Annotated in this window: 15 protein-coding genes and 2 pseudogenes; 11 read left to right on the top strand and 6 right to left on the bottom strand. The window is 63.3% G+C overall.

What is annotated here, in order from left to right:
• Positions 1-67 precede the first annotated feature (67 nt).
• The 6 genes from PG883_RS03080 to hslR form a co-directional block, all read right to left on the bottom strand.
• On the bottom strand, positions 68-520 hold the full coding sequence (locus tag PG883_RS03080) for a GNAT family N-acetyltransferase (RefSeq protein ID WP_270806953.1): 453 nt from the start codon (positions 518-520) through the stop codon (positions 68-70).
• Positions 521-657: 137 nt separating this feature from the next.
• Positions 658-2,460: an aminopeptidase P family protein gene (locus PG883_RS03075; RefSeq protein ID WP_270806952.1), complete on the bottom strand. Its 1,803-nt coding sequence runs from the start codon at positions 2,458-2,460 to the stop codon at positions 658-660.
• A 33-nt stretch (positions 2,461-2,493) separates the two neighbouring features.
• Positions 2,494-3,159, bottom strand: coding sequence for a GntR family transcriptional regulator (locus tag PG883_RS03070; protein ID WP_029314822.1), 666 nt, complete (start codon positions 3,157-3,159; stop codon positions 2,494-2,496).
• Positions 3,160-3,332: 173 nt separating this feature from the next.
• On the bottom strand, positions 3,333-4,958 hold the full coding sequence (gene pckA / locus PG883_RS03065; RefSeq protein ID WP_069784268.1) for a phosphoenolpyruvate carboxykinase (ATP): 1,626 nt from the start codon (positions 4,956-4,958) through the stop codon (positions 3,333-3,335).
• Positions 4,959-5,107: 149 nt separating this feature from the next.
• Positions 5,108-5,992 (bottom strand): Hsp33 family molecular chaperone HslO, encoded by an 885-nt coding sequence (gene hslO / locus PG883_RS03060; RefSeq protein WP_270806951.1) that lies wholly within the window; start codon positions 5,990-5,992, stop codon positions 5,108-5,110.
• A gap of 104 nt (positions 5,993-6,096) precedes the next feature.
• Entirely contained in the window at positions 6,097-6,495 is a 399-nt protein-coding gene (hslR, locus tag PG883_RS03055) for a ribosome-associated heat shock protein Hsp15 (RefSeq protein ID WP_010675728.1), read from the bottom strand.
• A 216-nt stretch (positions 6,496-6,711) separates the two neighbouring features.
• On the opposite strand from hslR, the gene exeC reads away from it, so the two are divergent.
• From exeC to exeK, 11 genes and pseudogenes are all read left to right on the top strand, one after another.
• Entirely contained in the window at positions 6,712-7,560 is an 849-nt protein-coding gene (gene exeC / locus PG883_RS03050) for a GspC family type II secretion system variant ExeC (RefSeq protein ID WP_372587280.1), read from the top strand.
• A 21-nt stretch (positions 7,561-7,581) separates the two neighbouring features.
• Positions 7,582-9,636, top strand: coding sequence for a GspD family T2SS secretin variant ExeD (exeD, locus tag PG883_RS03045; RefSeq protein ID WP_010675726.1), 2,055 nt, complete (start codon positions 7,582-7,584; stop codon positions 9,634-9,636).
• The gene (gene exeE / locus PG883_RS03040) at positions 9,636-11,141 is read left to right on the top strand and encodes a GspE family T2SS ATPase variant ExeE (RefSeq protein ID WP_270806950.1); all 1,506 of its coding nucleotides are present in this window, start codon (positions 9,636-9,638) and stop codon (positions 11,139-11,141) included. The genes exeD and exeE overlap by 1 nt, the downstream gene beginning before the upstream one ends.
• A gap of 1 nt (position 11,142) precedes the next feature.
• Complete coding sequence (gene exeF, locus PG883_RS03035; RefSeq protein ID WP_045522076.1) at positions 11,143-12,363, top strand: GspF family T2SS innner membrane protein variant ExeF; 1,221 nt, start codon at positions 11,143-11,145, stop codon at positions 12,361-12,363.
• 116 nt (positions 12,364-12,479) lie between these two features.
• On the top strand, positions 12,480-12,911 hold the full coding sequence (gene exeG / locus PG883_RS03030; RefSeq protein ID WP_270806949.1) for a GspG family T2SS major pseudopilin variant ExeG: 432 nt from the start codon (positions 12,480-12,482) through the stop codon (positions 12,909-12,911).
• A 47-nt stretch (positions 12,912-12,958) separates the two neighbouring features.
• Complete coding sequence (gene exeH / locus PG883_RS03025) at positions 12,959-13,522, top strand: GspH family T2SS minor pseudopilin variant ExeH (RefSeq protein WP_270806948.1); 564 nt, start codon at positions 12,959-12,961, stop codon at positions 13,520-13,522.
• 74 nt (positions 13,523-13,596) lie between these two features.
• On the top strand, positions 13,597-13,941 hold the full coding sequence (gene exeI / locus PG883_RS03020) for a GspI family T2SS minor pseudopilin variant ExeI (RefSeq protein ID WP_010675721.1): 345 nt from the start codon (positions 13,597-13,599) through the stop codon (positions 13,939-13,941).
• A gap of 44 nt (positions 13,942-13,985) precedes the next feature.
• Positions 13,986-14,627, top strand: a complete 642-nt coding sequence (gene exeJ, locus PG883_RS03015) for a GspJ family T2SS minor pseudopilin variant ExeJ (protein WP_045522074.1) — start codon at positions 13,986-13,988, stop codon at positions 14,625-14,627.
• 25 nt (positions 14,628-14,652) lie between these two features.
• Positions 14,653-14,727, top strand: a pseudogene (locus PG883_RS03010) (type II secretion system protein GspJ); the annotation flags it as partial.
• A 25-nt stretch (positions 14,728-14,752) separates the two neighbouring features.
• Positions 14,753-14,827 (top strand): annotated as a pseudogene (locus tag PG883_RS03005) (type II secretion system protein GspJ); the annotation flags it as partial.
• Positions 14,817-15,836, top strand: coding sequence for a GspK family T2SS minor pseudopilin variant ExeK (gene exeK / locus PG883_RS03000; RefSeq protein WP_103259514.1), 1,020 nt, complete (start codon positions 14,817-14,819; stop codon positions 15,834-15,836). The pseudogene PG883_RS03005 and the gene exeK, both read left to right, overlap by 11 nt.
• Positions 15,837-15,848 lie beyond the last annotated feature (12 nt).

Raw genomic sequence — 15,848 nt, 5'->3', positions numbered from 1 at the left:
TGCGCATTAAACCCGCAAAGTGTAACCAATTATGTGGCCGGAAGGCTCCCGTGCCGGTGGTGGATGGTCAGGTCAGGGCTTTTTCCAGCAGCAGGCGATCCTCGCCTGGCCCGAAGTAGCCTCTCTCTTCTGCCAACTGCTGATAACCCAGCCTGAAGTAGAGGCGCTGGGCCGGATTGGCGGGATCAACGGTCAGTCTGACCCGCTCAACTTCCAGTTTCAGCAGTCCCTGCTCCACCTGCAACATCATTTGCTCGGCCAGGCCGAAGCCGCGCGCTTCGGGGCGCACCGCGAGGGAGAGCAGCCAGCCCTGCGACCGATCCTGACCAAGCCCGCCCAGGGCATAGCCCAGCAGCCGGCCTTCCCGCTCCGCGACAACCAGCAGTTCGGGCCACAGATCCATGGCCTGGCGAAAGAAGAAACCGGGGTAGACATCCTCGCCGAAGACATCGGCATCTATCTGCCAGATGGCGTGCATGTCGGTGTGGGTGGCAAGGCGCAATACGGGGGGCGAGTGCATCGGGGCTCCTCTCATCGGGTCTCTGCTGCGGGGCAGCCAAAAAGGAGGCACAGGGTAGAAGGGGCGGGGAGTCGATGCAAGGGGGGCATTTGTGGCATGCCGCAGATAAAGAAACAGGGCCCGCAGGCCCTGTGTCATCAGAGGAGGCTGGTCGCCTGCTCCAGCCAGGCGAGATCCTCGCCCTCCAGCAGCGGGCTCAGGCGGCGGTAGACCTCGGCGTGGTACTCGTTGATCCAGCGGAACTCGGCCGGGCTCAGCAGGCTGCGATCGATGAGGCGGGTATCGAACGGTACATAGGTCAGCCGCTCGAAGCCCAGCATCGGCAGTTCGCCGATCTGCTCCTGCTCGGTGACCACCACCAGGTTCTCGCAACGGATGCCGAAGGCATCTTCCCGGTAGTAGCCAGGTTCGTTGGAGAGCACCATGCCCGGCTGCAGGGCCACCAGGCTGCCCTTGGGGGCGATGCGCTGCGGGCCTTCGTGCACGCTGAGGAAGTGGCCGACCCCGTGGCCGGTGCCATGGTCGTAGTTGTAACCGGCCTGCCACAGGGGCATGCGGGCCAGCACGTCGAGCTGGATGCCGGCAGTGCCGCGGGGGAAGCGGGCCTGATCCAGGGCAATATGACCCTGCAGCACCCGGGTAAACATGGCCCTGTGCTCGTCGGTCACCTCACCCACCTTGACGGTGCGGGTGATGTCGGTGGTGCCGTCCAGGTACTGGGCGCCGGAGTCCACCAGATAGATGCTGTCCTGGCCGAAGGCCCGCGGGGTACCGTTGGTGTGGCGGTAGTGGCACATGGCGGCGTTGGGGCCGAGTGCCGAGATGGTGTCGAAGCTCGGCTCCACATAGTGCTCCTGCTCGTGGCGGAAGGCTTCCAGCTGGTCGGCCAGGGTGCCTTCGTCCACACCGTCGAACTCGCCGCTGGCGATCAGGCGATCCAGCCAGGCCAGGAAGCGGGTGACGGCAACGCCGTCGCGCAGGTGGGCGGCACGCATGCCGGCCAGCTCCACGGGGTTCTTGCACGCCTTGGGCAGCATGGTGGGATCCTGGCCGGCCACCAGAATGGCGCCCGCCTCTTCCATCACGAGCTGGGTCCAGGCGTTGGCGGTGTTGGGGTCGGCCAGCACCTTCTGCTGATCCTCGCCGATGCGCTGCAACACGTCACCCAGCTTGTCGATGGGGTAGACGGAGACATCCTGCCCCACGTGCTGACTGAAGGCGAAGCAGTCGATCTTGTCGGTATCGACGAAGAAATCCATGGTGGTGTTGGCGTAGAGCACCGCAAAGCCCAGCACCACCGGCAGGCGTTCCACGTCGCGACCACGCAGGTTGAGCAGCCAGTTGATGGGCTCGGCCTGGGTCAGCAGCACCGCATCCAGCCCGCGCTTGCGCAGATCGCTGGCCAGCATTTCGCGCTTGGCCTGGCTGGACTGGCCCGCCAGCTCCTCGCTGTAGAGGATGACAGGGCTCTTGGTCGGAGCGGGACGATCGCTCCAGTGCAGATCGATGGGGTTCTCGTCGATGCGCACCAGCTCGATGCCGCGCTCGGTCAGCACGGCGTTGGCGTTCTGATACCAGGCCAGGCTGTGCAGGCGGGCATCGAAACCGACCCGGGAGCCTGAGGGCAACTGCTCCGCCAGCCACTGTACGTGGGGGTCTTCATTGAGGTGGAGAAACTCGAACAGCTCGGCCGGCGCCTGCATGCGCGCCTGCACGGTATAACGACCGTCGATGAACAGGGCCGCCCGATGCGCCATGATGATGGCGAGCCCGGCGGAGCCGTTGAAACCCGTGATCCAGTCCAGCCGCTCGGCATAGGCGGGAATGTACTCCCCCAGATGCTCGTCGTCGTGGGGAACGATGAAGGCGTCCAGCTCCAGCGTGGCCAGTGTGGCCCTGACCTGGGCGACGCGGGTTTCAATAATCTCGAAATGGTTCATGTCGTTATTGCCAGCTTGTGGTGATGTGAGTGTTCATTGATGGTGGCCGCTTGCCAGGATCTGTCTGATCGATTGGCCTGCCGCCTCGATGTGTTGCTTGAGCAGTACCACTGCTTCGTGCTTGCGCCGGGCGCGGCACAGTTCAAGGAGTCGGGCGTGCTCCCGCTCGGCCTTGTCCACGCCGCCCTGGGCGAACAGCAGTTCGAAACGCACATAGCGGTCGCAGCTCAGATTGATCTGGGCGATCAGTTCCAGTGCCTGGGGGCGATTGGCTGCCTGGTAGAGGGTGGCGTGAAAGCGGTGATTCAACTCGGCCCAGTGTTCGATCTGGGTGCCAGACTCCAGCGCCAGATCAAACTGGGCGAGGATGGCTTGCGCCTGGGCGAAGGTCTCCTCCGTCATCAGGTCGACGGCGTGGAACAGGGTATCGGCTTCGAGCAGTGCCCGCAAATAAAAGAGCTCCTCGATGGCCGAGGCATCCAGCATGGTCACCACGGCGCCGCGATGGGCCTCGAACTTCACCAGCCCCTGGGCTTCCAGTTGCATCAGGGCCTCCCGCACCGGGATGCGGCTCACCGCCAGCTCCTTGGCGATGGCGTCCTGGCGCAGGGGGGCGCCCGCTGCAAACTCGCCACGCAATATCCGGCCGCGGAGGTTCTCCATCACCATCTGGGTTCGGGTCTTGTAAGGTGGGGTCATGCTGGGGTCACGGGCAGGTTGCAAAATTGTATATTGTATAAAGTTTGGCTGAATCTAACGCGCAAGGGCCGTCAAGGCAAGGCTTGGCGGGAGCCATATGCCGCGCATCGGCCAAAAAAATACCGGCCAGCAGGGCTGACCGGTACGGGATTGCGAGACGCGAGGCGCGTTTCTTACAACTGCGGGCCCGCCGCGACCAGGCGTTTGCCTTCGTCGTTGTCGGTGAAGCGCTCGAAGTTCTTGATGAAGCGCCCGGCCAGATCGGCCGCCTTGGCATCCCACTCGGCCTGGTCGGCGTAAGTGTCTCGCGGATCCAGGATGGCGGGGTTGACGCCCGGCAGCTCGGTCGGCACTTCCAGGTTGAACACCGGCAGTACCTTGGTCGGCGCCTTCTCGATGGAACCATCCAGGATGGCGTCGATGATGCCACGGGTATCCTTGATGGAGATCCGCTTGCCGGTGCCGTTCCAGCCGGTGTTGACCAGATAGGCTTCAGCCCCTGCCGCTTCCATCCGTTTCACCAGCTCCTGGCCGTACTTGGTCGGGTGCAGGCTGAGGAAAGCCGCGCCGAAGCAGGAGGAGAAGGTCGGGGTCGGCTCTGTGATGCCGCGCTCGGTACCGGCCAGCTTGGCGGTAAAGCCGGACAGGAAGTGGTACTTGGTCTGCTCCTTGGTCAGCTTGGCGACCGGGGGCAGCACACCGAAGGCGTCTGCGGTCAGGAAGATCACCTTGGTGGCGTGACCCGCCTTGGAGACCGGCTTGACGATGTTGTCGATGTGATAGATGGGGTAGGAGACACGGGTATTCTCGGTGCGGGAACCGTCGTCGAAGTCGATGGTGCCATCGGCGGCCACGGTCACGTTCTCCAGCAGCGCATCGCGGCGGATGGCGTGGTAGATGTCCGGCTCGGCCTCTTCGGAGAGCTTGATGGTCTTGGCGTAGCAGCCCCCTTCGAAGTTGAACACGCCGTGATCATCCCAGCCGTGCTCGTCATCACCGATCAGCTGACGCTTGGGATCGGTGGAGAGGGTGGTCTTGCCGGTGCCGGAGAGGCCGAAGAAGATGGCCACGTCCCCATCCTTGCCCACGTTGGCGGAGCAGTGCATGGAGGCGATGCCGCGCAGGGGCAGGAAGTAGTTCATCATGGAGAACATGCCCTTCTTCATCTCGCCACCGTACCAGGTGCCGCCGATGAGTTGCATCTTCTCGGTCATGTTGAAGGCGACGAAGTTCTCGGAGTTGAGACCCTGCTCCTTCCAGTTCGGGTTGGTGCACTTGGCACCGTTCATCACCACGAAGTCCGGTTTGAAGGCCTTCAGCTCCTCTTCGCTCGGGCGGATGAACATGTTCTTCACGAAGTGCGCCTGCCAGGCCACCTCGGTGATGATGCGCACCGCCAGGCGGGTGTCCGGGTTGGCGCCGCAGAAGCCGTCCACCACGAACAGACGCTTGCCGGAGAGCTGTTTGGTGACCAGCCCTTTCAGATGTGACCACACTTCCGGGGTAATCGCCTTGTTATCGTTTTTACCCTGGTCAGACCACCACACAGTATCCTGGGTAGTGGCATCTTTGACGATATATTTATCTTTAGGGGAGCGGCCGGTGAAGATGCCGGTGTTGACGTTGACGGCGCCAAGCTCGGTGACGACGCCACGCTCGAAGCCCTCAAGGTCTGAGCGGGTCTCTTCAGCGAAAAGCTGCTCATAGGAGGGGTTGCGAACGATTTCCTGGCTGTTTTTGATACCGTATTGGTCCAGCTTCAGTTGTTGGGCCAGGGTGGGTTCTACCACGATTGTCATTGTATTCTCCTGGGTTCAGAGGTGTGTAGGGTTCTATCTGACGTTCATGCTACCACCTAGGTGGTAGTTTTTAGCGATCGCCATCAAACTTTATAAAATAGGGTATTTTTTTGTTATTTAAGTTAAAGGCGGGTTTTGCCCGCCTTTGATTAGTGTAACTGGTTTGCATCATTACCGGGAGCCCTGCTGAACAGGGTTTCGATGTCTATCCCGTCGAATTCGTAGTGGGCGCCGCAGTAATCGCAGTGCATGTCGATCTTGCCGAGCTCCTGCACCATGGATACCGCTTCCTCCTTGTCTATCTGCAGCAAGGCCCCTTCGCAACGGGCGCGGGAGCAGGTGCAGCGGAACTCGATGGCCTGGGGATCGAACACCCGTACCTTGTCCTGGTGGTAGAGGCGGTAGAGGATCTCTTCCGCGTCCAGACCGAACAGCTCTTCGTCCTTGATGGTGGTGGTGAGCTGGACCAGGTGGTCGAAATCTTCGCTGTGATCCTCGCTCTGGGCCGGCAGCTCCTGCAGCAGGATGCCCGCCGCACGGGGCTCGCCCTCGTGGTGGCCGGTGCGGATCCAGAGGCGGGTGGCCAGTTGTTCGGACTGGGCGAAGTAGTGCTCCAGACAGGCCGCCAGGGTGTCGGCCTCCAGGGCGATGATGCCCTGATAGCGCTCTCCCTGATCCGGGGTGATGGTGATGACCAGATGGCCGTTGCCAATCAGGCTTTGCAGCTTGCCGTCCGTCGGCAGTTCCCCTTCATAGCGTGCAACGCCGCGCAATTGCTGGTTGTTGTCGCCGTTGATGACGGCCAGACGCACCGGACCGTCCCCCTGCAGCTGCACCGTGATGGAGCCTTCGAACTTGAGGGTGGCGGTCAGCAGGCTGGTGGCAACCAGCAGCTCGCCCAGCAGGTGCTGCACCTGTACCGGGTAGTTCTGGGCGCCGATGATGTGGCGGTAGGTACGATCCAGCTGGACCAGCTCCCCACGCACTTCGTACTCTTCGAACAGATAGCGATACAGGAGGTCTTGGTTACTCATCATGGTTTCCTAGGATGTTCTTGGGGAAAAATAAACACATTGTTAAACAGGTGGTTAGGAACTAATTCCTCCACCTGTCGTCATAAAGGGGCCACAGACGCGGATTAGGATTGCTTGACCCGGATAAGCTGGCGTCGCTCCTGCTTGTCGGGTCGGCGCTCCGGGCTTGGGGCAAACTGGCTGTTGAAGCGGCGGGCTTCGCTGTTTTCGGCCCGTTTCTTCAGGCTGGCCTCTGTCTCTTCATAGAGTTGCTGGGCCAGCGGGGCGGATTTGCGCTGCTCGCTCACCTCGAGCACCCGCACCTCCCGCTCGTCCTGGCCTTGCCAGAATCGCACCAGGGCGCCGACCTCGACCGCCTTGCCCGGCTTGGTGCGCTGGCCGTTGTAGTGCACCTTGCCGCCGTCGATCTGATCCCGCGCCAGACTGCGGGTCTTGTAAAAGCGGGCGGCCCACAGCCACTTGTCGAGACGGACCTGGGTGCTGCTTTGTGCTGGATTCGACATGGATCGGCTCCGGGATGGCTGAAAAGGTGCCTGATTATACCAGAGGCGGGCCCCGGGATAGAAACAGGGGGCATCCGGGTGTGACGGAAACTGAATTTTCACCCCTTGGTCCCATCCGGTCGGTTGTCTCTGGGTCCATTGCCGTACACAATAGCCAACCGACTTGGATGCCAGACAATTTTGAGAAAGATGACGCTACCGTTCAGGGATGATTTGTTGACTTCCCTTCTGGCTCGCTGCAAGGCCATGCCACTTTCCCGTTTCAGCCAGCCCCTGTTCTGGCTTCTGCTGCTGTTGCTGGCCCAGCAGTGTGCCGTGCTCACCTGGCGCCTGTACGAACTGGCCCAGCCCGCACCCCTGACCCCCTGGCAACCCTCGGTCACCTCGGTGCAGGGGAGTGGCGGCGATCGCCTCGATCTGGGCAACCTCAGCCGCCTCTCTCTCTTTGGCAAGGCGCTGCAACCCCAGGCGGACAAGGCGGCAGAGACGGTGGCGGCGGATGCCCCGAAAACCCAGCTCAACGCCCAGCTCAACGGGGTGCTGGCAAGCTCGGATCCCGCCAAGTCCATCGCCATCATCGCCCACAACGGGACACAGAACTCTTACGGCATCGGGGACTACATCGACGGTACCCAGGCCAGGATACGCCAGGTGTTTGCCGATCGGGTCATCATCGCCCGGGACGGCCGTGACGAGACCCTGATGCTGGACGGGGAAGAGTATGGCAAGCCCCTGCCCAAACCGGCCCGCCAGGAGGGACTCTCCTCCGTGCGCAGCGAACTGCTGGGCAACCCGGGCAAGATCACCGATTACCTCAATATTTCTCCGGTCCGGGTGGACGGTCGCATGACCGGCTATCGCCTCAACCCGGGTCGCAATCCGGAACTGTTCAATCAACTCGGACTGGTCGCCAACGATCTGGCGGTCAGCATCAACGGCCTGGATCTGCGTGACAACGCCCAGGCCATGCAGGCGATGCAGCAGGTGGCGGGCGCCACGGAAATGACCGTCACCGTCGAGCGGCAAGGACAGCTCTACGACGTCTATGTCGGCTTGTCAGAATAATGAATTGGAGTAGCACCAAGAATGACAAATAAAGGGAAGGGCTGGCGTCTGGCCACCATGGCGGCAGCCTTGATGATGGCCGGTTCTGCCTGGGCCACCGAGTATTCCGCCAGTTTCAAGAACGCCGACATCGAGGAGTTCATCAACACGGTCGGCAAGAACCTGAACAAAACCATCATCATAGAGCCATCGGTGCGCGGCAAGATCAACGTGCGCAGCTATGACCTGCTCAACGAGGATCAGTACTACCAGTTCTTCCTGAGCGTGCTCGACGTTTACGGCTTTGCCGTGGTGCCCATGAACAACGGCGTGCTCAAGGTGGTGCGCTCCAAGGATGCCAAGACCTCGGCCATCCCCGTGGTGGATGACACCAACCCCGGCGTGGGTGACGAGATGGTGACCCGGGTCGTGCCGGTGCGCAATGTTTCGGTCCGTGAACTGGCCCCCCTGCTGCGTCAGCTCAACGACAACGCCGGCGGCGGCAACGTGGTCCACTACGAGCCCTCCAACGTGCTGCTCATCACCGGCCGCGCCGCCGTGGTCAACCGCCTGGTGGAGGTGGTTCGCCGGGTGGACAAGGCGGGGGATCAGGACATGGACGTCATCAAGCTCAAGTTCGCCTCCGCCGGCGAGATGGTGCGGCTGGTGACCAACCTCAACAAGGATGGCAGCAATCAGGGGGCCAACGCCTCGCTGCTGCTCTCCCCCAAGGTGGTGGCCGACGAGCGCACCAACTCCGTGGTCATCAGCGGCGAGCCCAAGGCCCGTGCCCGCATTATCCAGATGGTGCGCCAGCTCGACCGGGATCTGCAGAGCCAGGGCAACACCCGGGTCTTCTACCTGAAATATGGCAAGGCCAAGGATCTGGTGGACGTCCTCAAGGGGGTCAGCTCCAGCATCGCCGCCGACAAGAAGGGCGGGGCGGCTGCCACGGCCACGGGCGGCGCCAGCATCGGCGGCGGCCAGCTCGCCATCTCCGCCGACGAGACCACCAATGCCCTGGTGATCACCGCCCAGCCGGACGTGATGGCCGAGCTGGAGCAGGTGATCGCCAAGCTCGACATTCGCCGTGCCCAGGTGCTGGTGGAGGCCATCATCGTCGAGATATCGGATGGTGACGGCATGAACCTCGGGGTGCAGTGGGCCAACACCAATGGCGGCGGCACCCAGTTCACCGACACCGGTCTGCCCATCGGCTCCCTGGCCATCGCCGCCAAGGATTACAAAGACAACGGCAACACCGACGGTCTGTCATCCCTGGCGGGCAGCTTCAGCGGCATGGCGGCAGGCTTCTATCACGGGGACTGGGCGGCGCTGGTGACGGCGCTCTCCACCAACAGCAAGAACGACATCCTCTCCACCCCGAGCATCGTCACCATGGACAACAAGGAGGCCTCCTTCAACGTCGGTCAGGAAGTGCCGGTGCAGAGCGGCTCCCAGAGCTCCACCACCAGCGATCAGGTGTTCAACACCATAGAGCGCAAGACGGTGGGGACCAAGCTGGTGGTGACGCCCCAGATCAACGAAGGAGATTCCGTGCTGCTCAACATCGAGCAGGAAGTCTCCAGCGTGGCACAGAAGCAGGCGACCGGGACCGCCAACCTGGGCCCCACCTTCGATACCCGTACCGTGAAGAACGCCGTGCTGGTCAAGAGCGGCGAGACAGTGGTGCTGGGCGGCCTGATGGACGAACAGACCCAGGAGCAGATCTCCAAGGTGCCCCTGCTCGGGGACATTCCGGTGCTGGGCTACCTGTTCCGTTCCTCCAAGACCTCCACCGCCAAGCGCAACCTGATGGTCTTCATCCGCCCGACCATATTGCGTGACGCCAATGTCTACTCCGGGGTCTCCAGCAACAAGTACACCCTGTTCAGGGCCGAACAGCTGAGCCGGGCTGCGGAAGAGGGCTATGCCACCTCGCCGGCTCGCCAGGTGCTGCCCGCCTATGGCCAGGACGTGATGATGTCCCCCGAGGTGCAGCAGCAGATCCAGAGAATGCAGGCCCAGCAGCAGGCGACCGCCACCGGCGTGCGCGCCCAGGTGCAGGAGCAGCCCTTCGTGCAGAGCAAGCCCTGATGGCCGCCTACCAGCTCGATGGCAGCGAGCTGTCGGCTCCCCTGCCGGAACTGCCGTTCGCGTTTGCCCGCAACTTCGGGGCCATCCTGACCGAGCGCCAGGGTGCCCCGGTGCTGCTCTGTCGTCAGGGGATCTCCCCCCAGACCCTGCTGGAGGTGCGACGGGTGGCGGGCTGTGCCTTCGCGGTGGAGCAGCTTGGCAACGACGAGTTCGAGACGCTCCTGATGGCCCACTATCAGCGTGACTCCTCCGAGGCGCGCCAGCTGATGGAGGATCTCGGCAACGAGATGGACTTCTTTGCCCTGGCCGAAGAGCTGCCCCAGAGCGAGGATCTGCTGGATGCCGACGACGACGCCCCCATCATTCGCCTCATCAATGCCATGTTGAGCGAGGCGATAAAAGAAGAGGCGTCCGACATCCACATCGAGACCTTCGAGCGGGCCCTGGTGATCCGTTTTCGCATCGATGGGGTGCTGCGGGAGATCCTGCGCCCCCATCGCAAGCTCGCCTCCTTGCTGGTGTCGCGCATCAAGGTCATGTCGCGCATGGACATCGCCGAGAAGCGGGTGCCCCAGGATGGCCGCATCTCACTGCGCATCGGCGGCCGCGCCGTCGACGTGCGGGTCTCCACCATGCCCTCCAGCTACGGCGAACGGGTGGTATTGCGACTGCTCGACAAGAACAACGTGCGCCTTGAGCTCAAGCAGCTCGGCATGACGCTGGCCAACCGCAACATCATCAGCGAACTCATTCGCAAGCCCCACGGCATCATCCTGGTGACGGGCCCGACCGGCTCGGGCAAGTCCACCACCCTCTATGCGGCCCTCTCGGAGATCAACTCCCGGGATCGCAACATCCTGACCGTCGAAGACCCCATCGAATATGACCTCGAAGGGGTGGGCCAGACCCAGGTCAACAGCAAGGTGGACATGACCTTCGCCCGGGGCCTGCGCGCCATTCTGCGCCAGGATCCGGACGTGGTGATGGTGGGGGAAATCCGTGACCTCGAGACCGCCCAGATCGCGGTGCAGGCATCCCTCACCGGTCACCTGGTGATGTCGACCCTGCACACCAACACCGCCATCGGCGCCATTACCCGAATGCGGGACATGGGGATCGAGCCCTTCCTGCTCTCCTCGTCGCTCCTGGCGGTACTGGCCCAGCGGCTGGTGCGCACTCTCTGCCCGGATTGCCGCGCACCGCACCCTGTCACCGAGCAGGAGCGTGTTGCCATGGGCATCGAGCTTGCGCCGGATCAGCAGATCTGGCGTCCGGTGGGCTGCGAGCAGTGCAACCATACCGGCTATCGCGGCCGGACCGGCATCCACGAGCTGGTGGTGGTGGACGAGGCGGTGCGCGAGGCGATCCACAGCGCCAGCGGCGAGCTCGCCATCGAGCGGCTGATCCGGGGTCACACCCCCAGCATCCGCCGCGACGGCATCGACAAGGTGCTCAAGGGGCAGACCAGCCTCGAAGAGGTGCTGCGCGTGACCCGGGAAGACTGAAATGGCGGCATTTGAATACAAGGCCCTCGACGGCAAGGGGCGCAACAAGAGCGGCGTGCTGGAAGGGGATTCCGCCCGTCAGGTGCGCCAGCTGCTGCGCGAGCAGGGGCTGACCCCCCTCGAGGTGAACGAGACCACCGAGAAGGCCAAACGGGAGGCGAACCGCTTCGTGCTGTTTCGCCGTGGCGCCTCCACCTCGGAGCTTGCCCTCATCACCCGCCAGCTGGCGACCCTGGTGGGGGCCGGTCTCACCATCGAAGAGGCCCTCAAGGCGGTCGCCGAGCAGTGCGAGAAGGCCCACCTGCGCAGCCTGGTGGCGACGGTGCGCAGCAAGGTGGTGGAGGGGTATTCCCTGGCCGATTCGCTGGGGGCCTTCCCCCATGTGTTCGACCAGCTGTTCCGCTCCATGGTGGCGGCCGGCGAGAAGTCCGGTCACCTGGAGAAGGTGCTCAACCGTCTCGCCGATTACACCGAGCAGCGCCAGCACATGCGCACCAAGCTGCTGCAGGCGATGATCTATCCCATCGTCCTCACCCTGGTGGCGGTGGGGGTCATCTCCATACTGCTCACCGCCGTGGTGCCCAAGGTGGTGGCCCAGTTCGAACACATGGGCCAGCAACTGCCGGGCACCACCCGTTTCCTCATCGGCACCAGCGAGCTGTTGCAGCACTACGGCCTCTGGTTCCTGCTGCTCCTTGGCATTGGCGGTCTGATTTGGCGCTGGTGGCTGACCGACGACAAGCGTCGTCGTCGCTGGCACCAGGTGATACTGCGCCTGCCGGTGATCGGTCGGGTCAGCCGCGGTCTCAACACCGCCCGCTTTGCCCGCACCCTGAGCATCCTCAACGCCAGCGCCGTCCCCCTGCTGGAGGGAATGAAGATCGCCGGGGAAGTGCTCTCCAACGACTATGCCCGCATGCGCATCGGTGAGGCCACCGAGCGGGTGCGGGAGGGGACCAGCCTGCGCAAGTCGCTGGATGAAACCAGAATTTTTCCGCCCATGATGCTGCACATGATCGCCTCGGGCGAGCAGAGCGGCGAGCTCGACAGCATGCTGGAGCGGGCGGCGGACAACCAGGACAGGGAGTTCGAAACCCAGGTGAACATCGCCCTCGGGGTGTTCGAGCCCATGCTGGTGGTCTCCATGGCCGGGGTGGTGCTGTTTATCGTGATGTCGATCCTGCAGCCGATCCTGGAGCTCAACAACATGGTGAATCTGTGAGGGTCGGGTGCCCGAATAGGCTTCGCCATTCGAACCTGCAAATTCAATCGAACGATCGTGGTTTAACAGTTAATCGTTGATGGCTCATGCCATCTCATTTCGTTAGGGAGTCAGTCATGCAAAAGCGTCGTCAATCGGGTTTTACCCTGCTGGAAGTGATGGTGGTCATCGTGATCCTGGGGATCCTGGCCAGCCTGGTGGTGCCCAACCTGATGGGCAACAAGGAGAAGGCGGATCAGCAAAAAGCGGTCTCCGACATAGTGGCGCTGGAAAACGCCCTCGACATGTACAAGCTGGACAACAACCGCTACCCCACCATCGAGCAGGGGCTGGACGCCCTGGTCAACAAGCCGACCGCATCCCCTGAGCCGCGCAGCTACCGCGAAGGGGGCTACATCAAGCGCCTGCCGCAGGATCCCTGGGGCAACCAGTACCAGCTGCTGAGCCCGGGCCAGTTCGGCAAGATCGACATCTTCTCCATGGGGATGGACGGCGAAGCCGGGACCGATGACGACATCGGCAACTGGAACCTGAAGGACTTCCAATAAGTGATTCCGCCGCGTCGTGCTCACTGCGCCCCCCCGGGGCTGCCTGCATGAAGGTGGCCTCTTCGGCCCGTCACCAGGCCGGTTTTACCCTGCTGGAAGTGTTGCTGGTGGCCATGTTGATGGGACTGGTGGCGACCGCCGTCACCCTCAGCATGGGGGGCGCCAGGGGGGATCGGGAGCTCGACAAGCAGGCGCGCCGCTTCATGGCGACCCTGCAGCAGGCCCAGGAGTATTCGGTCATGGATGGCAGGCTGCTGGGGCTGCGGGTCGAGGAGAACGGCTGGCAGTTTATGTCCCGGGATCCCAAGGATCGCAAGTGGCGCGCCCTGACCGGTGACAAGCTGCTGGGGCCGGTGACGTTGCCGGAGGGGATGACCCTGGCGGTGGAGCTGGAAGGTTTCAACTGGCGCACTGCGTCGGACGAACGCCAGGAGCAGGGTCGGGGCGAGCGTGAGCGGACACCCCAGATCCTGGTCTTTCCGGGGGGGGAGCTCTCTCCCTTCGTGCTGACCCTGAGCCAGCAGGACGAGGATCTGCACTACCTGCGCACCGTCAGGGGGGACGAGTTCGGTCGTCTCTCCCTGTTGCAGGATGAAGAGGAAGAAGAGTGAGGAGCACCAGGCCCGCAGGGGGCGTTCTAGCGCGTCGCACCGCTCTGTCGGGCGGCCCCGCCCGGGGGCGCGGCATGACGCTGCTGGAGGTCATGGTGGCCCTGGCGGTGTTTGCCATCGCCGGGCTGGCGGTGATGAAGACCGCGAGCGAACACCTGGCCGGCCTCAATTATCTGGAGCAGAAGACCCTGGCGACCTGGGTGGTGGAGAATCAGCTGGTGCAGCAGAAGCTCGAAGGCAAGTGGCCGGGAGACAGCTGGGTGGAAGGGGACGAGGAGATGGCCGGGCAGACCTGGTACTGGCGCTATCGCGGCGTCGCCACGGCGGACAGCAACTTCAGGGCGCTGGACATGGAAGTGCGCACCGCGCCCAAGGCCGACAGTCCGGTGGCCATGATCCGGACCTATCTCAGCCGATGAACATTCATCAACGTGCGTCCATGATCCGGAGCCGGTGTCAGCCGATGATCCAGAGCAACACCCACCCATCGTGCCACCGCGGCTTCACCCTGCTTGAGATGCTGGTGGCCATCGCCATCTTCGCCACCCTGAGCCTGGGGGCCTATCAGGTGCTGCAAGGGGTGCTGACCAGCGACGAGGTGGCCAAGCGCAAGGAGGCCCGCCTTTCGGAACTGCAGCTCGCCTTCAGCCTGCTGGAGCGGGACGTCACCCAGATGGTGCCGCGCAGCGGTCGCATCGACGGCGAGAACAACAAGGTGCTGCTGGCGGCGTCCCGCTTCGGCCAGCAGAGCGACGACTGGGGCATGGCCTTCATTCGCGGCGGCTGGCTCAATCCGGACGGCATACTGCCGCGCTCCGGCCTGCAACGGGTGGGTTGGCGTCTCAAGGGGCAGACCCTGGAGCGGTTGAGCTACCTCTATCCGGATCCGGCCATTGGCACCGAGCCGCGCATTCAGCCCGTGCTGACCGGCGTGACGGCGCTGCGCCTCTATTTCTACGACAAGGGACAGTGGAAGGAGGAGTGGACCCAGCGCGACCTGCTGCCCTACGGGCTGGCGGTGGAGCTGGAGCTTGAAGACTACGGCACCATCCGCCGCCAGTTCCTGATCGGAGCCGGTGGTCAGAGGGCAGAGAATGGTAACTGATCGTCGTTTTCCCCTGTCCGTCACGGAGGATGACGGCACTATTCGACGTCGCCAGTTCCTGATCGGTGCTGGTGGCCAGAGGGCAGAGAATGGTAACTGATCGTCGTTTCCCCCTGTCCGTCACGGAGGATGACGGCACTATTCGACGTCGCCAGTTCCTGATCGGCGCTGGCGGTCAGAGGGCGGACAATGGCAATTAAGCGCCCCCGCCATCCTTTGGCCCCCGGCAGACAGCGGGGCATGGCCCTGCTGGTGGTGTTGCTCATCCTCGCGGTGATGGTGATCGTCGCCAGCAACATGAGCGGCCGCCTGCAACTGGAGCTGCGTCGCACCGCCAACCTCACACTGGGCAAGCAGGCCTGGTGGTATGCCATGTCGGCGGAGGCCCTGGTGATCAAGGTGCTGAACCAGGACTTCAAGGATGACCCGGATCGGGTGAGTCTGGGACAGAACTGGGCGCGGGAGGACGGGGTCTTCCCGGTGGAGGATGGCACTCTCTCGGGCCGGGTACGGGATCTGCAATCCTGCTTCAACCTCAACAGCCTGAGCGTGCCCCTCAAGGAGGGGGAGAACGGCGACGATCTCGATGCCCAGCCTTACCAGTTCAAGGTGTTCCGGGCCCTGCTCGCCCAGCTCGAGGTGGATGATTACGAAGCGGTGCAACTGACGGACGCCATCCGCGACTGGACCGACAAGGATACCCAGCTGGTCTCGAGCAACGGGGCCGAGGATGCCTACTACGAGGGACTCAATCCCCCCTACCTGGTGGCTAACCAGCGGATGCTGGGCACCGACGAGTTGCGGGCAGTGCGCGGGGTGAGCGCCAGCCTGTACGCCCGGTTGGCCCCCTATGTGTGCTCCCTGCCCAATGACAAGCTGGTGGTGAACATCAACACCATCCGGCCGGAGCAGGCGGCCCTGCTGGTGGGGCTCTACCAGGGGAAGATCGGGCTGGACGATGCCAAGCGGGTGCTGACCAGCCGCCCCAAGAAGGGGTGGAAGAACAAGCAGGAGATGACGGAGCAGTTGCAGGTTCAGCCGGGTGCCATCACCGGGCTGGATGGCGCCCTGGACATCAAGAGCAGCTTCTTCGAGGCCCGCCTGCTGGCGGAGGTGGGGGAGACCCGTGCCAGGCTTGAGACCGTCTTCCAGCGTGGCAAGGACAACAAGCTGGTGATGCTGCGTCGCCTGAGCGGCGGCGCCGAATAACAAGGGGGTGTG

The sequence above is a fragment of the Aeromonas sp. QDB25 genome (genome assembly GCF_027707725.1).
Taxonomy (GTDB): domain Bacteria; phylum Pseudomonadota; class Gammaproteobacteria; order Enterobacterales; family Aeromonadaceae; genus Aeromonas; species Aeromonas caviae.
The sequence above is the reverse complement of the archived record's forward strand: the minus strand, read 5'-3'. Positions and strand labels throughout refer to the sequence as shown.